Below are 20,460 nucleotides of genomic sequence, written 5' to 3'. Positions count from 1 at the left end.
ACGGTCTTTCAGTTCGAGTGCAGCTAGATGGATTTACAAGCCCAAGTGTTTGGCTTAAATGACAATATGCGGTCAAAAACAGACAACATTAGTGGAGGTGCCAACCCGGGCATCAAGCGCGTGGTATTTGTGATCTATCCCGGCGTCACACTTCTGGATGTCACAGGGCCGATCCAGGCCTTTTCCAGCGCTAACAACACTGAGGCTGCGCGGGGTCAGCGCGTCTTTGATGTGGTGGTAGCTTCCCCTGATGGTGGGATAGTGCCCACGGACTGCATGGTGGACCTGGGCAGCGTTTCTTTGAAGCAAGCAGCGATGCTTCCAATCGATACGGTCATTGTGGCGGGTGGGGACGGAGTTTTTGATGCTGTAGAGCACGAGGATTTCGTGGCCTGGATCAGACAGCGCAAATCTGACAGCAGGCGTGTTGCCTCGACTTGCATGGGTACTTTTCTGATCGCCGCTGCCGGTCTGTTGGATGGGCTCAGCGCCACGACCCATTGGCGGCACGTTGAAGAACTGCAAAACCGGTTCCCAAACATTCAGGTAAAGCGTGACCCGCTCTTTATCCGGCACGGAAATATCTGGTCCTCGGCCGGGGTGACAGCAGGTATCGATTTGGCGCTTGCCATGATCGAAGAAGATATGGGACACGAGGCCGCTATGCAGGTGGCACAGACGCTGGTGGTGTTCTTCAAGCGTCCCGGTGGGCAATCGCAATTCAGTGACATCCTGACGATTCAGTCCGCTGAGGAAGGTGGTCACTTCGCTGATCTTCATGCCTGGATCGCCGGGCACCTTCAAAGTGAGCTCAGCGTGACGAGACTTGCGGAGCGAGTGGGCATGAGTCCGCGCAATTTTTCGCGAAGGTACAAGAACAGCATTGGATTCACTCCCGCAAAAACAGTCGAGATGATGCGGGTCAATGCAGCTAAACGAATGCTGATAAAAGGGCACCGTTCTTTGGCGGAAATTGCGCGGGACACCGGATTCGTCGAAGAACAACGTCTCAGGCGTGCTTTTCATCGTCACGTTGGTACTTCGCCAATGGCGTATCGCGAAACATTCGGCGAAGCTCTCGCGGAGTAGCGAACCATTCATACCGATAAACTTCAGGATTTCTATATCTTGGCTTCTCTTGCGAGCAGGAATGCACTGGACACGATAACCAGGGAACCGATGATGGTCGCTAGCGTGGGAGCCTCCGCAAAAAAGACAAAACCGAGCACTGCAGAATAGACCAAAGAGGCATAGAAGAACGGTGCCAGAAAGCTTGCATCGGCCAATCGAGTTCCTCGCAAGACGCAATATTGACCTATCACAGCGACCGACCCGAGTAGCACCAGCAATCCCAGTTGATGCAAAGTCGGTCCCACCCAAACAGGGAATGCCCCAATCAAGGCCAACAACGCCCCGGCCAGATTGCTGTAAAAAACAATGGTGATGGCATGATCTGGCGACTGGCTGAGCCATTTGATTGAAGTAACTTCGGCACCCATGAATATGGCCGCGGCAAAGGGGATTAGTCCCGCCCAAGATACTCCCGAACCATCAGGCCCCGCGATCACTATGGCTCCTGCGAGCCCTAAGCAAGTTATTGCCCAGCAGCGTCTGTTCATGTGCTCTGACAACAACCATGTTGCGAACAACATCGCGAAGATGGGGCTTGTAAATCCGATAGCTGTCGCTGCCGCCAAAGGAACAAAAGTCACCGCAACGAACATCAGGACGATCCCGCCGAACCCGGCGATGGTTCTGACCAAATACCGTTCCGGATAGGTTGGTCTCCAACGTGATTTGCTGCTTAGAACAAGCGGCAACAAAACCAAAGCGGCCACGGCATATCGCGCAAAAGTCAATTGAATTACCGGTATGACGCATCCAACTGTCTGCGTAGTTTCTTTGGCAAGCGCATTCATCAGGGCAAAGCACAATGCAGCGATCAAAATCCATATGGCCCCATTGATCTTGCCGCTGGCTGTCTGCACGTTGTGTCCTTCGCCGATGATTGTTTGAAAGGTTCAGCCCAATGTTTGCTGGCCCACCTTGGGGGCAAGTTTCAGAAAAATGCACCAAACACCCAACCTGAGATCATTGAACCTACAGACGCCAGCCCAAGGTAAAGTAGGAATGGCTTCAGTTTCAGTACCGGGAAGATCGCCATCGCCCCCCATATGCTGACAACGCCGCCAGAGACGAGAAAAGCCATGGCGGCACCGGACGACATCCCATGTTCCAATAGGGCTCGTGTAAGCGGCAATGCGGCATAGCCATCGATGTAGGCCGGGCCGCCGACAATGACCGCAAGTGGTACGGCAAAGGCGCTGTCATGACCCACGTAGGCGGCCACTGCATCAGGCTCCAGCCAATCATTCAGAAGGTGTTCAGCAGCAAATGCTGGGGCCAGTACCACTAGGATCAACCGGGTGATCGACCAGCATTCCCGCGAGAACTGCTGTCGCCGGGACGGATCACGCCAAAAACGTAGGTCAAAGGTAGGATCGCTGGTTTCGGTACCGCAGCACTGCCCACCTAGCGAGCCGACTATCCTGTTGGTGCGCAGCGGCGATTTGGCCCAAGTGTTGCGAGCAAATAGGACCGTCATGCCACCCCCAAAAAGGCCCAACCCTATCGCGGCAAGGGCCTTACCAACAGCAAACTCCCATCCCAAGGTTGCTGCGGTTGCGGTTAGTAACGCAGGGCCGGTGATTGGCGAGGCAAGCCAAAACGCCATGACAGGTGCTAATGGGACGCCGGCAGCAAGCAACCCGGCCATTAACGGCAAGACCGTAACACCACAGACTGGTAGTAACGCCCCAACAACGGTAGCTCCCAACACGGTGTAGACAGGGCGACCTTGGAAAACTCTTGTCACATTTCGACTGGCTCCACTTGCCGTAATCCAGGCAGCCAACAAGATGCCTGGAATGACCAGTGGGGCGACATGGATTAAACCAAGCACAACAAACTTCACCACTTCCAGAGCATATGCAGGGTTTCGGGCGACCAATACGGCAAGCGCCAGTCCCATAGAGCCATAGAAATGTGCCATCTTAGGTCGTGCGCTTTGAACGATTTCCATAACAGACATACCGATCTCCTATCTCTTCAACTCGGAGTATGGGGACTGGACAGATATTTGAGAAGCGCGTTATTCGTAAATCAACCATAGGAAATTTATATATCTTGGCAAACTTGAGCAGCGATCACCTTCGAACTTTCCTCGCCATAAATGAGGCCGGGAGCATGACCGGCGGGGCGGACCGAATTGGACGGTCACAATCTGCGACAAGCCTACAGATCAGACAATTGGAAGAGGTCATTGGACAACCGGTTTTTCGCCGACATGGGCGTGGTGTCACTCTGACGGTGGTCGGAGAAAAATTGCTCCCGATCGCCCGAAACGTTGTGCAATCACTCGACACCACCCTGAATGAGCTGCGTGGTGGCGGATTGAAGGGCAAACTTCGTATTGGAATGACCGATGATCACAGTCGCCAAGAATTGACTGGTATCATCTCTAAATTCGCCGCCCTTCACCCAGACGTTGAGCTTGAGGTACAGTGCGCATTTGGTTCCAAATTTGAGGCCGCGTTGAAGAACGGTGATCTCGACATGGCAATTCACGAAGTGCAGCGTCCCAATAACCTCGATGAAGTCTTGCGTGAGGATCACTTGGTCTGGATGTGTGCTCAAGATAGTGATTTTTCAGAGGCTGATCCCTTGCCAATTGCCCTGTTTGACCGCGACTGCTGGTGGCATGATCTGGCGTTATCCGGACTAGAAGAACTCGGGCAGAACTATCAGGTGATATTTTCTAGCGAGAGTGCGGTCGGTGTTCGATCTGCAGTTCAGGCAGGCATCGCGGTGGGCTTGCTAAGGTCGTCGGATGATATCGATGGAGTGCGACCGCTTCCGCAGCTCCCAGCCAGCAGTTCGACTTTCCTTGTCTTGCAACGGGCACATCAGGCTAACGGACCGATCTGCGATGCAATGTGTCAGACAATCCGTCGGGCTTTTGAGTTCGGATGATCAAAGTTTCACAGTTATACTATCTGCCGAAACCTGTTGAGGTTTGGGAGGCCGGCGCTGAGTCGAGTGCCCGGTAAGTGGGCTGCGACCGCAGCATTTGTAACTAGCGCTAAATGTCGCTTATGGGCCGGATGCCGATGCCATTCTATTCGTGAGTGCGCGTTTTGTCCGGGTCGTATATCGGGCTGGACACAATGGTTGCATCTGTCGCGACATCATTCCCCGAGACCCTGAGCGTGGTTCCAGCGGCAATTCCTGGCTGAACATGTGCCAGGGCCAGGAATTTGCCCATCCGGTGCGAATAGCAGGGGCTGTTGATGGTGCCGACATTCTGACCGTCCAAGATCAGGGTTTCACCGCCTTCGACCATGTCTGGATGGTCGATGTCGAGGCAAACGTTGTTGACCCTCTCAGCGCCTTTCGCCGCCATGACCGCCGATTTGCCGCGGAAATCACTCTTGGAGCTGCTCACTGTGAAGCCCAGGCCCACTTCCCAGGGGGTGTTGTCTTCGGTCATGTCGAAGCCATAAAACAGCAGCCCCGCCTCGATCCGCACCTTATCCAAGGCGGTGAAGGAGCAGGGCATGACGCCTGCCTCGGCCAGCTTGTCCCAGATGTCGGTGATCACCGAGCCATCAGCGAAAATCTCGTAGCCGCGTTCGCCAGAGTACCCGGTGCGCGAGATGCGGCAAGGATGGCCGAAGAGCACCGTAGGCGCGTGTTCGAAATAGGCCAGAGTGCTCAGGTCGATATCCGCATGCGCGTTTAGAATATCCAACGAGGCTGGCCCCTGAACCGACAGATCATGCAGATCATCGGTGAATTCGACCTGCACATCCTGCCCTTCTGCGGACGCCTGCAAGAGCGCCATCGTGTCGCCTGAACCATGCACGATCATCCATTCGTCCCCTCCGTTATTCGACACGATCGCGTCATCGGCGATCCCGCCCTGATCGGTCAGAACGCAAAGGTAGGCCGCCTTTCCCGGCGTTACCTTGGAAAGATCGCGTGTGGTCAGGTGATCGAGAACCGCCTGAACGTCTGGACCGCGCACGAATACCTTTTTCAAAGGCGACATATCGAACATGCCCGCACGCTCGCGCACCGCATCATGTTCATCGTTGGGATCGGTGTTGTAGGTCCAGGCCGTTCCCATGCCATTCCAATCCTCCAGCCCCGATCCAAGGGCTGTGTGGCGGGAGGCAAGGGCGGAAGTGCGGCTGAGTTCTTCGGTCACGGGTGTTCCTTTCTAGTACCATTCGTCCGGCATCTGCGCTTTGCGTTCGGATACGAAGTCCTCAAGCGCTGTCTGGATGCCGGGTTCTATTTCGGGTTGTTGATAGTCGTTCAACATCTGATGCCACCGCGCGGTGGCACGTTGATCAGCGGTCAGTGCGCCGTTTTCCGACCAGGTCTCGAATGGCCCGGCGTCAGCTATCTCTGGTTCAAAATTCGCCGTCGTGTAGTGGCGCAGCGTATGACTGGTCGACAGGAAATTCTGCCCCGGACCGGATTCGAAATAGGCGTCCCGGCCAAAGGCCTCCTCATCGGTGTCGAAGCCCTGCAAGAGTTTCAGCATCGCGCCGCAATGGTCGAGATCCATGATGAATTTCTCGTAGGACATCACGAGACCGCCTTCGAGCCAGCCCGCTGCATGCCAGACTTGGTGCGCCCCAGAGAGTAGCGTTGACCACATCGCGCCGGTGCTGTCCTGCATGGCTTGCCCATCCGGTGCGTTGGATGCGGTGATCTGCCCCCCGCCAGAGCGCACCGGCACGCCAAGCCTTCGGCCCAGTTGTGTCAGGGCCATCGTGGTCATGTTCGCCTCGGGCGATCCAAAGGTCAGCGCACCTGTGCGCAGATTCATGCTGGAGTGGAATGACCCGAAGACCACCGGACAACCGGGGCACACAAGTTGCGCAAGAGCGATGCCCACCATGGCTTCGGCTAGCGTTTGTGCCGCCACCGCAGCCGGGGAAAGTGGCCCCATGGCGCCTGCAAAAATTGCGGGCGACACACAAACGCACTGGCCTGCCTCTGCATAGATACGCAGGGCCGAAGACATGGTGTCATCATAGATCAGCGGCGAGTTGACGTTGATATTGGCCTGCATCACTGCGTGGTGTTCCATGACGTCGCGGCCGAAGACGATCCGTGCCATTTCGATACTGTCGCGCGCGCGCGAAGGCGCTGTGACAGAGCCCATAAAGGGCTTGGTCGAGAGCGTCAGATGCGCCAGCATCATGTCGAGGTGGCGCTTGTTCACCGGAACATCTGTTGGCTCGACAACTGTACCACCCGAATGGTGTAAGGTGGGCGCAAGATAGGCCAGCTTCACGAAATTGCGGAAATCCTCCAGCGTCGCATAACGCCGACCCTTCGCCAGGTCGCTGACAAACGGCGAGCCATATCCCGGCATCAGCACAACGTTGTCGCCGCCAAGTATTACGGTCTTGGCCGGGTGGCGGGCATGCAGATGAAACTCAGCAGGGGCGGTAGAGCAAAGCGCGCGAACGTGACCTGGTTCAAACCTCACTCGTTCACCGTCAACCCGTGCGCCCGCTTGGGCGAAGAGATCCAGCGCCGTTTGGTCACCACGGAACTCGACACCGATCTTGTCCGATATCCAGTCCGCTTGTTCTTCGATACGGGCCAAAGCCGTTTCATTTAGCAAACCATATGCAGGTATCTTGCGGCCGGTAAACGGCGTGCTCTCGCACGGCGCGTTTTGACGGGACAAACGGCCACGGCGCGCGCCGCTGCGGCGACCCTGAGGCGCTGGCATGTCTGCGGTTGCGTTCAATGGTTCCAACGCTCTCTCTTCTTTCTCGGCCCTGCACAAAGATGATGTTCATAAAAAATTGCTTGGAAATGAAAAATTTTTGTTCCCAGCGTATAAATAAATTATACGCTAACATATGACTGCCCGTTTTCATCACCATGATCTGCTGCGGCTTTTTGCCGAGATCGCTCGCCATTCCAGCTTTTCGACGGCGGCATCGGCGCTCAATATGACGAAAGGCGCGATCAGCTATCAGATCAAAACGCTTGAGGCCGATCTGGGAATGAGCCTGTTCCAGCGCACCACGCGCGGCGTCACTCTGACCGGAGAAGGGCTTAAACTGCTGGCGATCTGCCAGAGCCGATACGATGAGATTGAAACCGAAATTCAAATGCTAAAGGGGGTCTCGACCCTCTCTCTGACTGTCGGGGTTTCAACCTATTTCGCGGCGCGATGGCTGTCGCCACGTCTAATGACCTTCATGCAAAGCCACCCTGACGTGCAGCTTCGCATTCAGCCGATGATCGAGTTTTCGGAAGCCGAGTTGCAGGGTGTGGATTTGGCGATCAGATGGGGCAACGGGACTTGGAAGGACGGCACCGTGACACCCTTCATGCCCATACCTCCCTATCCCGTCGGCGATCGGGCGACAGCCGATTTGGTGAGCCGACTTGGAATGGAAGAGGCCATATCGAACCTGACCCTGCTGAGAGATCGTAATGACAGCAGCGCCTGGTCTGATTGGCTTAATGCAGCAGCGCTTCCCCAGCAAGTAAGGCGTGAAGTGCTGATTGTTCCTGACCCGAACGTCCGGGTGCAGGCGGTGATCGACGGGCAGGGGATCGCTTTGATGGATGATCTGGTTCGAGACGATTTGAAGGCGGAACGGCTCTTTCGATTGTCCGAAACCATTGTGCCCGAATACGGATATTTTCTGGTTCAAGCCCACAGCGCTGCTTTGAGTGAAGCAGTGGCGGCTTTTTCAGACTGGATTCTAGGCGAGGCCTGACAATACTTCCCCTTGAGCATTGATTTAGATTTTATTATATGTCGTACAATATATTTGCAGGAGACCCGGAGGATGCCCACAGGACATATCATGATGGCGATGAGCCTGGATGGCTTCGTTGCCCGGCCTGATCACAGGTTGGACTGGTTGGAAAAGCAACCGACCGCGGAAGAAGATCACGGGTTCGTCGCCTTTCAGGACAGTGTCGATGTGATTGTCATGGGGTCTGGATCTTACCGGACAGTGCTGGGTTTCGGAGCCTGGCCCTATGCCAAACCGGTGGTCGTTCTTAGTCGAGCGATGAATGCCGACGACATCCCAGACGATCTGCACTGCAAAGTTGATGTGTCAGACTTGGCACCCGAAGACTTGATGGCGAGCTTTGAGGCGCGGGGGTTCCATCGTGTCTATGTGGATGGCGGTGCCATCATTCGCTCGTTCCTGAAAGCCGGGCTGGTTGAGGACATGCGGATCACACTGGTTCCCATCCTGATAGGTGAGGGCATCCGGATATTTGGCGAGACCGAGGGCGACGTCGATCTGGAACTGGTGTCGGTCAGCAGCTTTCCTTCGGGACTGGTGGACCTCGATTACAGGTTGAAAGCCGCGTGACAAAGGCGTCGTCACTCGGGCGGCCGCCGAAGGCCGCTCAGCGTCTTTCAAAGCAATTGATCCTGAAGAGTGCCTTGCCGATCGTCCAGGACAAGGGTGTTGACGCGCTGTCGTTTCGCATGCTTGCGGATCGCCTTGGGGTCACCCCGATGGCGGTAACTTACCACGCTGGCACCAAGAAACAGCTTCTGTCCGATCTCGTGGAGCATGCATTCGCTGGCGTACTGGATGGCGTGGAGGGGGGCACGCCGGTCGAGCGGGCCCGAAGCATCATGGCGATCTACTACGGTTACGCCTTGAAGAACGCCAACCTTCTGCGCGTGATCCTTGAGGATGTGACGCTGATGAGCGCGGATTTGACAGACGTGGCAGCGAACTTGAAGGCCAGCACGGACCAGCTTGAATACAGCGATGGCGGTGATGTTCTTGCTCACCTGCTGATCGACTATGCGCACGGGTTTGTGCTCTCAGCTTCCAGCGGAGCAAACAATCCACTGACATCGGAAGACTATCTGCGCGGTATCGACTGGATTCTCTGTCGAGCGGCTGGCGACCGCGAGACCATCAAATGAAAAACACGCGCCTCGGAGGAGCGTTCCACGGATATTTTATCGATGTGAACAACACATTGGGCTGTATCTTCGCGCCTGCAGCGAATGGCGACAATGCGGGCTGTGACTGCAGCATCTGGACCGGCGGGTGGGCGGCAGCTTTGGGCCGAAGGTACAAGCTTCAGTGTTGGGAATCTGGTTTAACCCACTCATGGACCGCCAACCTTAATGGCCGATGGTAAAGTACCGATCTAAGTTATCAGCCTGCTGGATTGAAAGGCGCGTGGTGCATTCAGCCAATACCGCGCCCCAGCCCGAGCCTCCCTTATGCCAACCAACAATATTGTCTTCGGAACACATTTCATTCGCGAACTGAAGCCAGAGGCGCTGAGCAGCGCGCAGATCGGCTACCCCTTCCTCGTCTATCCTTTCTTCGTCCTGAGATCCCAGTGGTCCTTGTTTCATTAGGCGTTGATAAACAGCGTTAAGATGTTCGTCTGCTCGTTCCAATCCGATGAAGTTACAATACTCGTGAGGGGACACTGCGGCTCCTCCGGGTATGTAGAGACCTTTGCTTTCGAGAACTTCTTCCAAGTCTTTCACGCACTCTCGAATGCCAGATATGACACATGCTTCGCGATTAGTTGAATCACTTTCAAAACACTCCTCAACCTTAAGATAGGATTTGTCGTATTCGGCGACGGCTGCCTCCGAGTCATAGGCATGCGCACTGGTTCCGATAATCGTAAACCCAATAGTCAGTAACCGTTTAAGCATATGTATTTCCTTACAATTTTTTGCGTGAGATTGACCCAGCATTCCCCAAGTGGGTTGCTGCTTGATGGGAAAATGGTCGGACGGGACTCTGCCGTCAAGCACTTCTTGCGGTTGAACGATGCGAGGCGCGTACCCGCCACGCCCGCATCACGGCTCTCTGCGTAAGAAAGATAAACGTGGAGGCGAAGGTCCAGTTTTGGGGGGGTTCAAACTGCCCAAATGGTTACGTCACAAAAGAGGTGGTTACTTGTCAGTGATTCACACTATAAACCGATACCTGTTCTTCGCTTCATGCAGCTAGTTTGCTGCGCGCTCGGGGTTAGCCTGTACATTCTCTGCGAGCCTGCCTCCAACACTTTCCATGAAATCACTCAGCTCACTTTCGTGGATGTCTTCAAGTGCGGCTAGTGTAATTCCAAGGCCTGCCAGTTGCGCTGTTATTAACCTAACTTGCTCATTCCGATGTACGTGCTTGACGCTTGTTGCATCGACGTGGCTGCGCATTTCCAGCAGGTCATCCTCTGATGATCCAGCAACCAAGTCCCAAATTTTATGGTTAGACCAACGCGCGCGGTTGCCATCATCAGGATCAGGTTCGCAGTAGCGTATCTTCTTTAGCGCCTCGGAAATGACATCGCCGAACATTGCGTCGAATTGAGGCCATGTCCTAATTTGCCAGCGATCCTTGAGTAAATTCTTCCCAGCACGCACCTCAACACGCCACACGCGGCTCTGAGACGCCTCGGAGTAGTCTAAAGGGGTCAATCCATCTCGCTCTAGGTTAGCGTTCCGATATCCCACCAAATAGGCTTCTTCTTATCGATCACTTCACGTCGTTTATCGTAGATAATGATCTGCCGCCCCGGCATTTTTCCGACCGTGACAGATGTGAACTGACCTGATTTCCCGTTGGCACTACGTTGTCATTGATACCCCAGCCCATCAGGCTGCGTCTGTATTTGAGGCCGCTGGACAATCCTCGCTTTTGATTGTTCCGGCCCAGACATCCTCCGACGCCATTACGGTTCGAGAAGCGCTACCCGATGAGTTTATGGATCGGCACCACACCCTGAGATGTCTCGTTGCGGGGCCAGAGCGGCCAAGTGAGGTTCGTGAAGCATTCGCTCCACTGACAGTGCTAAGGGCTGAATTGTCCTATAACACCCGATCTGTCGGTGTCGTTCCCATATCCGTATCAAACGGTGAATGGCAAATAAGTTGCCTGCACCTTGCCCGCGAAGTCGCCGAGTTGGTGGCACAGCGAGAGCAGATGACACCTTTCGTGCAAGCAGGGCTTTTAGCAACATGAGGATAGAACGTGGTCAGCTGAAAGTCGTTCACGGCGTCGTAACCGCTTGGAAAGAGCAATTTCATTCAGTTCACGTGAACCGTTCATCAGGATATGGAAAGATCAATAAGACCCCTGAGCTGTGGTCGCGAGATGCATCGGGACGAGAGCATCAGTTTCAGGGGGATCTGTTTGAAGCCGCCCAACCTGGTCATGATGTTACCGTCGTCATCCGTCGAAGTAACGAAAAACCAATTGCCTTTGCCAACATGACAACCAGGATTGTTCACGAAGGTCGTGAATTGACCGTTCGAACATCTGTTCAGGCACGTTTGTTAGATACATTTGTGTTCAGTCTGCTCTGTGCTTTGCCGGGGCTTTTCCCGTGGTTCGCAATCCTCGACGCGATAGGGCTAGGTGACAACGCGTTCTCAGCTCCGGCGCTGCAAATATACGTCGTCGTCTTGGTAGCAGGTGTCTATGCCGGGCTAACGATCTGGTCTAAAGATTATGCAGAGTGCACAAAGAAACTTCGATCCGAGATGGACCGCCTGATCGCGCTGTCAGATAAGACAGCATCGGCTGTAGACGACAGATCAAACTCATGAACAAAGAAAGCAAATTGTTCTCACGCATCTTACGCCACGAGCCAGAGCCGGTCGGGTTAAGTCTTGGCCCCGGCGTATGGGTGCAAGTGGATGACCTCTTGTGAGGTATGAAACGGTCTGGCCGAGCCCATAAACGCGAGGATCTGGGCCGCATTGTTGCTGAGAGTGACAAACGCCAGTCTATGCTTGGAATAACGGGCAAGTGAGCGTCGCGTCGAACAGCGGTTTAAAGGTCGTAGAGCTTTCGCCTGCTGCGCGCCTGCGGCTTTGAGAAAACTGCCCGGACTTCATCACGCGAACCATCTTGACCTTAGATGGAGGGCATTTGGTCTAGAGTATTTCACACAATTGAAATTTCACGCGGACGTTGCGGGTTCGATTGTACACACTCGGTTATTGGTGCAATTCAACTAATCTGAGGCTGCGCCAGAAGAGTAAAAGAATGCAATCGCTTGAGCCCGATTTTTGACTGAGAGCTTTTCGTATATATTGGACAGGTGAAACTTGACAGTGTTGGTTGAGATTTGCAGGTCTTTCGAAAGATCGCGGTTCGACAAGCCTTTGGCCAGTGCTTCAAGTATGATGCGCTCTTTACGTGACAGGGTATGGATCGGGTCTCTCTGCATTTTTCGAACGTCGATGAATGGGAACACCATTTTGCCAGCCGCTACGTCTGCGCAGGTTTCCAACAGGCGCTCAACCTCACCCGACCGCGAAGCGAACCCCGCTGCGCCAGCCTGCATTGCAAGGCGCGGGACTTCCCCCGCTTCATCGCCATAAACCACAAATCGGGGCGCGTTTTCCTGTTCACGCAAAACTTCGATCAGTTTGGCTGCACCCAGGACCGGCAAATTCCAGGCAATCACGCAGACCTTTACCGGTACTCTCATGACCGCGCCCAGGAAGCCTTCGGCGGTTGCAGATGTAGCAACCAGAGAGAATCGCGGATCGCGTTCAAAAATCTCTGACATGGCCGACAATACAAGCGGATTGTTGTCGGCAAGCATAACGTCAATCGGTTGCTGTGAAGGCTCTGTCATTGATTTTACACCCAAAATTCAGAAAAACTACCCATACGTATAGGGAATTTCTTGGTATACACCGGCATTCTTGCCAAAACGGGTAGTTTTTACCCCATACTATTAGAAGTCCCAAACCAGTAGTAAGTTACGTTGCGCGATGAAGCAAGCAACGCTTTTCTGATCCACAACACGATATTTGGGCGTGGTCGACACCCCGACGATCAAGGAGGATCGAATGACTTTCCAGATTTATCCCACGCTAGAAATCCCTGAGACGCTGGCTGCTGGTCCGGGGCCAGGTAACACCGACGCTCGCGTTCTGCAGGCCTTCTCCAACGCCGGAGTCGCGGATCACATGCAGGGCGACGTTCTGCGCGGCATGGTGGAATGCAAGCACATGCTGCGCGAGATCTGGGGCACTTCGAATACATATACCTTCGCAGTCGCAGGCACCGGCTGGAGCGCGCTGGACACCATGTTCTCGGCCGTCATGCCCGGCGACAAGGTTGTTGCATTTAACAACGGCACATTTTCAGGCATCGACACGCTGACCCTTCGCATCAAGGCCGCAACGCCGGAAGAGCATGCCGCCAACACTCTGGACCCGCAGGCAGCCAGTGTCACCGTCATCGACGTGCCGCATGGCCAATCGGTGACCGGTGAAATGGTCGACGCCGCACTGGCCGAGCACAAGCCCAAATGGGCGTTCATGGCGCATTGGGAAACGGGTTCAGGTCGTATCAATGATCTGCGCGGGTTCTCGGATGCCTGTGAACGTCACGGCGCAATGGGTCTGATCGATGCCGTTTCATCTTTGGGTGTCGAGGATTTCCGGATCGACGACTATCGGGGCATCGCTGGCTGGGCCTCTTGCCCGCAAAAGGGCCTGTGCTGCTTGCCATTGACCTATGCGCCGGTCAGCTTTTCCGACGAATACATCGACAGCCTGAAATCAACAGGTGCCTACAGCTATGTCCACAATCCCATTTTCGAGGCCCGTCATTGGGGAATCGTCGATGGGCAGGACGTCGAAAAAGGTACCTATCACCGGACCCATTCCGGCTACGCTGTGGCCGCCTTCCATGAATCCCTTCGTCTGACGCTGACGGAAGGATTGGCAAAGCGGTCGGGCTCGTACCGCACGCATGAAAAGGTGCTGCGTGACGCCGTAACCGTGATGGGATGCGAAGTGACTTCAGATATGCCCAGCCTTCTGGTCCTCAACCTGCCGCCAGAACTGGCCGGGCGCGAGATGGAACTGGTACAGAACTGCCGGGCGCGGGGGTTTGGCATCTGGCCGACGCTCAGCGCACCGGTACAGGTCCGCATCGGCATCCTCAATCAGTTGAACCGAAAAGCCGTCAGCCGGATCGTGCGCCTGTTTGCCGAAGCCATGCGAGAACTGGGCGGCGAGGTTAATTTTGAAGAAATCGAGGCGCTGCTCGAAAGCCGATACGGCACGTCGATCGCTGCGTAACCGCACTGCATGAACGGGAGGATTGCAGATGGACATTCATGAATACCAAGCGAAAGAGGTTCTTTCAAACTTTGGCGTCGCCATTCCTTCGGGTGCGCTGGCCTACAGCCCCGAACAGGCTGCGTACCGCGCGCGCGAATTGGGCGGCGACAAGTGGATCGTTAAGGCACAGGTCCATGCTGGAGGACGCGGCAAGGCAGGCGGCGTCAAACTGTGTAATAGCGAAAACGAGATCCAAGAGGCCTGCGACGAGATGTTCGGTCGCAAGCTGGTGACTCATCAGACCGGGCCCGAGGGCAAGGGTATCTATCGTGTTTATGTCGAATCCGCCGTGCCGATCGATCGCGAGATTTATCTGGGTTTTGTTTTGGACCGCTCCAGCCAGCGGGTCATGATCGTAGCCTCGTCGGAAGGTGGAATGGAGATTGAAGAGATTTCCGCCGAACGTCCTGACAGCATCGTGCGCTCGATCGTGGAACCCGCTGTTGGATTGCAAGAGTTTCAGGCGCGCGAAATCGCGTTCAACCTGGGCTTAGAAGCCCGTTTGGTTCAGCAAATGGTCCGGACATTGCAAGGTTGCTATGCTGCGTTCAGCGAATTGGATGCGACCATGGTTGAAATAAACCCTCTGGTCATCACCGGGGACGACCGCGTCCTGGCGCTGGACGCCAAGATGAGCTTTGATGACAACGCGCTGTTTCGCCATCCGCAAATTTCGGAACTGCGCGATAAAAGCCAGGAAGACCCACGCGAAAGTCGTGCGGCGGATCGGGGGCTGTCCTATGTGGGCCTTGAGGGCAATATCGGCTGTATCGTGAACGGTGCCGGGCTGGCAATGGCCACCATGGACACGATCAAATTGGCCGGTGGAGAGCCTGCGAACTTCCTCGATATTGGCGGCGGCGCCTCGCCGGAACGAGTGGCAAAAGCCTTCCGTCTGGTGCTGTCCGACAAGAACGTTCAGGCCGTACTGGTCAACATCTTTGCCGGTATCAACCGCTGCGATTGGGTGGCCGAAGGGGTCGTGCAGGCCTTGCGCGAGTTGGAAATCGACCTCCCCGTTATTGTGCGTCTTGCCGGGACGAATGTCGAAGAAGGCCAAAAGATACTCGCCAAATCTGGCCTTCCGATTATTCGGGCCACGACTCTTATGGAAGCTGCTGAACGGGCGGTTGGCGCTTGGCAGAACGATCTGACCCAAAACACCAAGGTGAGGGCTGTATAATGAGCATTCTTCTCGACCGCGACACGCGCGTTATCGTGCAAGGTATCACTGGACGCATGGCGCGCTTTCATACCAAGGACATGCTGGAATATGGTACCAATGTAGTCGGCGGCGTCGTTCCCGGAAAAGGCGGCGAAACCGTTGAGGGTGTGCCCGTATTTGACACCGTCAAACAGGCCGTCGAAGCCACCGGGGCGGATGCGAGTCTTGTGTTTGTCCCGCCCCCGTTTGCGGCGGATTCGATCATGGAAGCCGCAGATGCGGGTATCCGCTATTGCGTTTGCATCACCGACGGCATTCCGGCTCAGGACATGATCCGCGTCAAACGCTACATGTATCGCTATCCCAAGGACAAGCGCATGGTGCTGACCGGCCCGAACTGTGCCGGAACGATCAGCCCCGGCAAGGCGCTGTTGGGGATCATGCCTGGCCATATCTATCTGCCCGGCAATGTCGGCATCATTGGCCGCTCGGGCACACTTGGCTATGAGGCTGCAGCGCAACTAAAAGAGCGCGGCATTGGCGTGTCGACCAGTGTCGGGATCGGCGGTGATCCGATCAACGGGTCGTCGTTCCGTGATATTCTCGAACGGTTTGAATGGGATGAAGACACCGAGGTCATTGCCATGATCGGCGAGATCGGTGGCCCGCAAGAAGCCGAGGCGGCCGAGTATATCCGCGATCACGTCACCAAGCCAGTTATCGCCTATGTTGCGGGTCTGACCGCTCCAAAGGGGCGAACCATGGGTCACGCAGGTGCGATCATCTCGGCCTTTGGTGAAAGCGCCTCTGAGAAGGTTGAAATCCTTTCGGCAGCGGGCGTGACCGTGGCTGAAAATCCGGCGGTCATAGGCGAAACAATCGCCCGTGTCATGGGAAAGGCTGCGTGATGGTCAAGCCTTCGGTCCTTGTTACCCGTCGCTGGCCTGCCGCCGTCGAGGCGCAACTGGCCGAAACCTATAACGTGGCACTGAACACCGGGGACAAGCCCATGTCCCCGGCGGAGATTCGCAATGCGCTAAAACACTATGACGCGGTTTTGCCCACGGTCACCGACACGCTGAGCGCCGAAGCGCTGGACATACCTGCAGCACAAACCAAAATCCTTGCCAATTATGGCGTCGGATATAGCCATATCTGCGAACCTTCGGCGCGCAATCTTGGGATGACAGTGACCAATACGCCGGATGTTCTGTCCGAGTGTACCGCCGATCTGGCCATGACATTACTGCTGATGGTTGCCCGCCGCGCCGGTGAAGGCGAACGTGAGCTGCGCGCAGGAAACTGGTCCGGTTGGCGTCCGACCCACCTTGTCGGCACAAAGGTCAGCGGCAAGACGCTTGGTATCATCGGATTTGGTCGCATCGGGCAGGAAATGGCACGACGCGCGCATCACGGCTTTGGGATGAAAATTCTGGTCCAGAACCGCAGCACAGTGCCAACTGACGTGCTCAAGCAGTTCAACGCAACGCAGGTCGAAACGGTCGATGATTTGCTGCCGCAAAGTGATTTCGTCTCGCTGCATTGCCCCGGAGGATCCGCAAACCGGCACCTGATCAACGGGCGCAGGCTCGACCTGATGAAGCCCGACGCATACCTTATCAACACCGCACGTGGCGAAGTTGTGGACGAGCACGCTCTGGTACAGTCGCTGATGTTCGACACGATTGGCGGCGCGGCGCTGGATGTCTTTGATGGCGAACCCCGGATCAGCCCGGAACTGCTGGAATGCGACAATCTGGTGATGCTGCCTCATCTGGGTAGCGCCACGCGAGAGTCCCGCGAAGCAATGGGGTTCCGCGTTCTCGACAACCTGAGCGACTTTTTTGCAGGCCGCACCCCACGGGATCAGGTGATCTGATGCAAGCGCTGGCCCGGAATATTCAACGCACCCCGGAGCTTTCGAGTTATGCCGAAGGGCTGCGCCTTGAACTGCGTGCGCTGTGGCGGAACATATTGCTGAAACGAGCCCCACATGTGGCAACCTGGGCTGAAGCCAAGCCGCTGCAACCCATCCCCACCGGACCCGAGGCAACGCCCTATTTGCAGGCCCTGTCGATCTGGTTCCAACTGCTGCGCATCATCGATGAAAACGCCGAAGTACGGGACCGTCGCCTGACCGAAACCCAAAGCGGGGCCGAAGCCGTAGAAGGTGGGTTTGCCGAGGTGTTGTCCGACCTGTCGCTGACAAGCAGCCAGACGGAAAAGCTGACCACTGATCTATGTGCCGGTCCCACCCTGACTGCCCATCCGACCGAGGCCAAGCGGGTTACCGTTCTGGAAATTCACCGGCGGATTTACCGCAACCTCGTCAGTCTTGAGACGCAACGCTGGACCCCGACCGAACGCGCGGAATTGCGGAATGATCTGGAAGGCGAGATAGATCTATTGTGGCTGACCGGTGAACTCCGCCTGTCGCGGCCAAGCCTGAATGACGAGATCGAATGGGGGCTGCAATTCTTCCGCGATGCAATCTTTGACGCTGTCCCTCAGGTCATGGACCGTTTCGATCAGGCCTGCCTGCATGTACTGGGCCAGACGCTAGGCGCAACACCCAACATCCGCTTTCACAGCTGGATCGGCGGCGACCGGGACGGCAACCCGAATGTCACGGCCGAGATGACCGCACTGGCCCTGAAACGCGGGCGTGAAACGGTTCTGGATCTTTATCGTCAAGCTTTTGATCGGGCTGCAAGCAGGTTGAGCATCAGTGCCCTCATATTGCCCCTGCCCGAACCAAACAGGGCGCGTGTAAAGGAAATTATCGACCGGGCACCGAACGCTGGTCGCAATCAGAACGAACCGTTCCGGCAAGCTCTCAATGCCATTCGCCATCTACTGGCAGATGGTGGCTATGATCATATCTCGCAATTTGTGGGCGATCTTGACGCGCTTGATGCTGCTCTATGCGCGGTCAACGCCGATATTCTGGCGCGACGGCATATCCGTCCCCTGCGTCGGGCTGCGTCGGTTTTCGGGTTCCGGACCACAACTCTGGACATCCGCCAGAATTCGACCGTCACAACCGAGGTTTTGGCCGAAATCTGGTCGCTATCCGGGCCGTCACCGGACTATGGCACGCCCGAATGGTCTACTCGTTTGCGCACCGAACTGGCGGATCAGAACCTGCCCTATCAGACCCGCGAAACGCTGAGCGATCAGGCCCAGGAACTGCTGGCCCTTCTATCGCTTGTTCATAGTGTACGATCGGGACCGGATCCCAAGGCAATCGGGCCGTTCATCCTGTCCATGACGCGTTCAGCCGACGATATTCTCGGCGTCTACCTGTTGGCCCGCTATGCCGGGTTTGGATCCGAAACTCTGGATATATCGGTGGTCCCGCTGTTTGAGACGATTGCCGATCTTCGCAACGCTCCGGCGATCCTGCTGGGTGTTTTGGATGTCCCGCTGGCACGCCGCAGCCTCAAGACCGGTGGTAAGGTTATCGAGGTGATGCTGGGATATTCGGACAGCGGCAAGGATGGCGGCTATTTCTGCTCAACTTGGGAACTGGAGCGCGCCCAACGTCGGATCGTGTCGGCACTGGCCTCGCAAGGCTTCAAGGCTACTTTTTTTCACGGCCGCGGCGGCTCGGTCAGCCGGGGCGGCGCACCTACCGGACGCGCCATCGCGGCGCAGCCCAGCGGAACAATCGCCGGTCGGCTGCGAGTAACCGAACAAGGTGAGGTGGTTTCGACCAAATATGCAAACCGCGGTACAGCTGCGGCGCATCTGGAACTGTTGCTTTCAAGCACGCTACGCCATACGGCCAACCCCAGCGAAGCGCCTTCACGGCCCGAATTTGATGACGCACTGGATGCCCTGTCGGAATTGTCACAGACAGCCTATGTCTCGCTTCTGCAGATGCCAGGATTTCTGGACTACTTCCAACAGGCCAGCCCCGTCGAAGAGCTTGCCCGCCTGAAAATCGGGTCTCGGCCAACCCGCCGCTTCGGCGCAGCCAGTCTGGATGATCTACGGGCCATTCCATGGGTCTTTGCATGGTCGCAGAACCGCCACCTGATCACCGGTTGGTACGGGTTTGGCGCCGCCATGACCAGCTTTCGCAAGTTCCGAGGCGCGCGCGGCGATGACGTTCTACAGGATATGTTTCAAGGCTCCCGCCTGTTCCGCCTCGCTGTCGATGAGATGGAGAAATCACTCTATCAGGCGGATATGGATATCGCCGCGCAATACGGCGAATTGGTCCCCGATACCGAGACCCGCCAGCGCGTCTCGCAGGCGATCAAGGCGGAATATAATAGTGCCTGCAACGCTGTGCAGTTTCTGACCGGCGGTCAGGCCATCGGTCATCGCTTTCCCCGTCTTTGTGAGCGGTTTGACCGAAAACGGGCCGAGTTGGCCCGCATTCACGCATTGCAAGTCGAACTGCTGCAACAAGCCCGAACCGAACCGCAGGCAGGGTCGGTTCCCGTGCCCCTGCTGCAATCCATGAACGCCATTTCCGCTGGTCTTGGCTGGACCGGCTAACTAATACAGGAGATTTCAAAGTGAATGCCCCGCAACGCACCCATGGATTCTTCACTCAGTCCCTGTCGGACCGTGACCCTGAGCTTTTCGGCTCGATCACGTCCGAGTTGGGCCGTCAGCGCGACGAGATCGAGCTGATCGCGTCGGAAAACATCGTCTCTGCCGCCGTGATGGAGGCGCAGGGCTCGGTGATGACCAACAAATACGCCGAAGGCTATCCCGGCCGCCGCTACTATGGCGGCTGCCAGTTCGTCGACATCGCCGAAAACCTGGCCATCGACCGTGCCAAGCAATTGTTTGGTTGCGAATTCGCCAATGTTCAGCCGAACTCGGGCTCGCAGGCCAACCAGGGCGTGTTTCAGGCGCTGATCCAGCCCGGCGACACCATTCTGGGCATGTCGCTGGATGCCGGTGGCCACCTGACCCACGGTGCCCGCCCGAACCAGTCGGGCAAGTGGTTCAACGCGGTGCAATACGGTGTGCGCAAAGAAGACAACATGCTCGACTATGATCAGGTCGAGGCGCTGGCGAAAGAGCATAACCCCAAGCTGATCATCGCAGGCGGCTCGGCCATCCCGCGTCAGAT

The 20,460-nt window shown here is 56.1% G+C and carries 19 protein-coding genes; 12 read left to right on the top strand and 7 right to left on the bottom strand.

The window, feature by feature from the left end; translation table 11 throughout:
• Nucleotides 1-27 precede the first annotated feature (27 nt).
• Entirely contained in the window at nt 28-1,089 is a 1,062-nt protein-coding gene (locus tag AC2FD8_RS19400) for a GlxA family transcriptional regulator (protein WP_496858875.1), read from the top strand.
• A 32-nt stretch (nt 1,090-1,121) separates the two neighbouring features.
• Here the strand turns inward: AC2FD8_RS19400 and AC2FD8_RS19395 are convergent, their stop codons facing one another.
• Nucleotides 1,122-1,988: a DMT family transporter gene (locus tag AC2FD8_RS19395; RefSeq protein WP_496858873.1), complete on the bottom strand. Its 867-nt coding sequence runs from the start codon at nt 1,986-1,988 to the stop codon at nt 1,122-1,124.
• Between the two features lie 71 nt (nt 1,989-2,059).
• The gene (locus AC2FD8_RS19390; protein ID WP_496858871.1) at nt 2,060-3,091 is read right to left on the bottom strand and encodes a permease; all 1,032 of its coding nucleotides are present in this window, start codon (nt 3,089-3,091) and stop codon (nt 2,060-2,062) included.
• A gap of 29 nt (nt 3,092-3,120) precedes the next feature.
• On the opposite strand from AC2FD8_RS19390, the gene AC2FD8_RS19385 reads away from it, so the two are divergent.
• On the top strand, nt 3,121-4,032 hold the full coding sequence (locus AC2FD8_RS19385) for a LysR family transcriptional regulator (protein ID WP_496858869.1): 912 nt from the start codon (nt 3,121-3,123) through the stop codon (nt 4,030-4,032).
• Nucleotides 4,033-4,177: 145 nt separating this feature from the next.
• Here AC2FD8_RS19385 and AC2FD8_RS19380 read toward each other — a convergent pair whose 3' ends face one another.
• Together AC2FD8_RS19380 and AC2FD8_RS19375 are read right to left on the bottom strand one after the other, a co-directional pair.
• Nucleotides 4,178-5,269 (bottom strand): aminomethyl transferase family protein, encoded by a 1,092-nt coding sequence (locus tag AC2FD8_RS19380; protein WP_496858867.1) that lies wholly within the window; start codon nt 5,267-5,269, stop codon nt 4,178-4,180.
• Nucleotides 5,270-5,281: 12 nt separating this feature from the next.
• A complete protein-coding gene (locus tag AC2FD8_RS19375; protein ID WP_496874333.1) occupies nt 5,282-6,817 on the bottom strand; it encodes a trimethylamine methyltransferase family protein in 1,536 nt (511 codons plus the stop codon).
• Between the two features lie 133 nt (nt 6,818-6,950).
• Between AC2FD8_RS19375 and AC2FD8_RS19370 the strand changes: the two genes are divergently transcribed.
• The 3 genes from AC2FD8_RS19370 to AC2FD8_RS19360 all read left to right on the top strand — a co-directional run bounded on the left by AC2FD8_RS19370 (nt 6,951) and on the right by AC2FD8_RS19360 (nt 9,007).
• Nucleotides 6,951-7,823 carry a LysR substrate-binding domain-containing protein gene (locus tag AC2FD8_RS19370; RefSeq protein ID WP_496858865.1) on the top strand — a complete coding sequence of 291 codons (873 nt, stop codon included), beginning with the start codon at nt 6,951-6,953 and terminating at the stop codon, nt 7,821-7,823.
• Nucleotides 7,824-7,895: 72 nt separating this feature from the next.
• On the top strand, nt 7,896-8,435 hold the full coding sequence (locus AC2FD8_RS19365) for a dihydrofolate reductase family protein (RefSeq protein WP_496858864.1): 540 nt from the start codon (nt 7,896-7,898) through the stop codon (nt 8,433-8,435).
• Complete coding sequence (locus tag AC2FD8_RS19360) at nt 8,432-9,007, top strand: TetR/AcrR family transcriptional regulator (RefSeq protein WP_496858863.1); 576 nt, start codon at nt 8,432-8,434, stop codon at nt 9,005-9,007. The genes AC2FD8_RS19365 and AC2FD8_RS19360 overlap by 4 nt, the downstream gene beginning before the upstream one ends.
• A gap of 204 nt (nt 9,008-9,211) precedes the next feature.
• On the opposite strand, the gene AC2FD8_RS19355 is transcribed toward AC2FD8_RS19360, so the two are convergent.
• Nucleotides 9,212-9,763, bottom strand: coding sequence for a lysozyme inhibitor LprI family protein (locus AC2FD8_RS19355; protein ID WP_496858861.1), 552 nt, complete (start codon nt 9,761-9,763; stop codon nt 9,212-9,214).
• A gap of 297 nt (nt 9,764-10,060) precedes the next feature.
• A complete protein-coding gene (locus AC2FD8_RS19350) occupies nt 10,061-10,528 on the bottom strand; it encodes a hypothetical protein (protein WP_496858860.1) in 468 nt (155 codons plus the stop codon).
• Nucleotides 10,529-11,068: 540 nt separating this feature from the next.
• On the opposite strand from AC2FD8_RS19350, the gene AC2FD8_RS19345 reads away from it, so the two are divergent.
• Nucleotides 11,069-11,659, top strand: a complete 591-nt coding sequence (locus AC2FD8_RS19345; protein ID WP_496858858.1) for a hypothetical protein — start codon at nt 11,069-11,071, stop codon at nt 11,657-11,659.
• Between the two features lie 410 nt (nt 11,660-12,069).
• Here AC2FD8_RS19345 and AC2FD8_RS19340 read toward each other — a convergent pair whose 3' ends face one another.
• Nucleotides 12,070-12,666: a LuxR C-terminal-related transcriptional regulator gene (locus AC2FD8_RS19340; protein ID WP_496874334.1), complete on the bottom strand. Its 597-nt coding sequence runs from the start codon at nt 12,664-12,666 to the stop codon at nt 12,070-12,072.
• A gap of 250 nt (nt 12,667-12,916) precedes the next feature.
• On the opposite strand from AC2FD8_RS19340, the gene AC2FD8_RS19335 reads away from it, so the two are divergent.
• The 6 genes from AC2FD8_RS19335 to AC2FD8_RS19310 all read left to right on the top strand — a co-directional run.
• On the top strand, nt 12,917-14,158 hold the full coding sequence (locus tag AC2FD8_RS19335; RefSeq protein WP_496858854.1) for a pyridoxal-phosphate-dependent aminotransferase family protein: 1,242 nt from the start codon (nt 12,917-12,919) through the stop codon (nt 14,156-14,158).
• Between the two features lie 28 nt (nt 14,159-14,186).
• Complete coding sequence (locus AC2FD8_RS19330) at nt 14,187-15,383, top strand: malate--CoA ligase subunit beta (protein WP_496858852.1); 1,197 nt, start codon at nt 14,187-14,189, stop codon at nt 15,381-15,383.
• Complete coding sequence (gene sucD / locus AC2FD8_RS19325) at nt 15,383-16,273, top strand: succinate--CoA ligase subunit alpha (RefSeq protein ID WP_496858850.1); 891 nt, start codon at nt 15,383-15,385, stop codon at nt 16,271-16,273. Before AC2FD8_RS19330 ends, sucD begins: the two co-directional genes overlap by 1 nt.
• Nucleotides 16,273-17,244 carry a 2-hydroxyacid dehydrogenase gene (locus AC2FD8_RS19320; protein WP_496858890.1) on the top strand — a complete coding sequence of 324 codons (972 nt, stop codon included), beginning with the start codon at nt 16,273-16,275 and terminating at the stop codon, nt 17,242-17,244. The genes sucD and AC2FD8_RS19320 overlap by 1 nt, the downstream gene beginning before the upstream one ends.
• A complete protein-coding gene (locus AC2FD8_RS19315; protein WP_496858848.1) occupies nt 17,244-19,874 on the top strand; it encodes a phosphoenolpyruvate carboxylase in 2,631 nt (876 codons plus the stop codon). The genes AC2FD8_RS19320 and AC2FD8_RS19315 overlap by 1 nt, the downstream gene beginning before the upstream one ends.
• A gap of 20 nt (nt 19,875-19,894) precedes the next feature.
• A partial coding sequence (locus AC2FD8_RS19310) for a PLP-dependent aminotransferase family protein (RefSeq protein ID WP_496858846.1) occupies nt 19,895-20,460 on the top strand: 566 nt, incomplete at its 3' end.

This window comes from Ruegeria sp. YTSC192 (genome assembly GCF_059609705.1).
The sequence above is the reverse complement of the archived record's forward strand: the minus strand, read 5'-3'. Positions and strand labels throughout refer to the sequence as shown.

Excerpts from the sequence above, each read along its gene's own strand:
- AC2FD8_RS19320 (WP_496858890.1), top strand. The coding sequence starts at position 16,273 with ATGGTCAAGCCTTCGGTCCTTGTTACCCGTCGCTGGCCTGCCGCCGTC.
- AC2FD8_RS19390 (WP_496858871.1), bottom strand. The coding sequence starts at position 3,091 with ATGTCTGTTATGGAAATCGTTCAAAGCGCACGACCTAAGATGGCACAT.
- AC2FD8_RS19365 (WP_496858864.1), top strand. The coding sequence starts at position 7,896 with ATGCCCACAGGACATATCATGATGGCGATGAGCCTGGATGGCTTCGTT.
- AC2FD8_RS19375 (WP_496874333.1), bottom strand. The coding sequence starts at position 6,817 with ATGCCAGCGCCTCAGGGTCGCCGCAGCGGCGCGCGCCGTGGCCGTTTG.
- AC2FD8_RS19335 (WP_496858854.1), top strand. The coding sequence starts at position 12,917 with ATGACTTTCCAGATTTATCCCACGCTAGAAATCCCTGAGACGCTGGCT.
- AC2FD8_RS19355 (WP_496858861.1), bottom strand. The coding sequence starts at position 9,763 with ATGCTTAAACGGTTACTGACTATTGGGTTTACGATTATCGGAACCAGT.
- AC2FD8_RS19330 (WP_496858852.1), top strand. The coding sequence starts at position 14,187 with ATGGACATTCATGAATACCAAGCGAAAGAGGTTCTTTCAAACTTTGGC.
- sucD (WP_496858850.1), top strand. The coding sequence starts at position 15,383 with ATGAGCATTCTTCTCGACCGCGACACGCGCGTTATCGTGCAAGGTATC.
- AC2FD8_RS19345 (WP_496858858.1), top strand. The coding sequence starts at position 11,069 with ATGAGGATAGAACGTGGTCAGCTGAAAGTCGTTCACGGCGTCGTAACC.
- AC2FD8_RS19385 (WP_496858869.1), top strand. The coding sequence starts at position 3,121 with ATGGGGACTGGACAGATATTTGAGAAGCGCGTTATTCGTAAATCAACC.
- AC2FD8_RS19340 (WP_496874334.1), bottom strand. The coding sequence starts at position 12,666 with ATGCTTGCCGACAACAATCCGCTTGTATTGTCGGCCATGTCAGAGATT.
- AC2FD8_RS19315 (WP_496858848.1), top strand. The coding sequence starts at position 17,244 with ATGCAAGCGCTGGCCCGGAATATTCAACGCACCCCGGAGCTTTCGAGT.
- AC2FD8_RS19370 (WP_496858865.1), top strand. The coding sequence starts at position 6,951 with ATGACTGCCCGTTTTCATCACCATGATCTGCTGCGGCTTTTTGCCGAG.
- AC2FD8_RS19400 (WP_496858875.1), top strand. The coding sequence starts at position 28 with ATGGATTTACAAGCCCAAGTGTTTGGCTTAAATGACAATATGCGGTCA.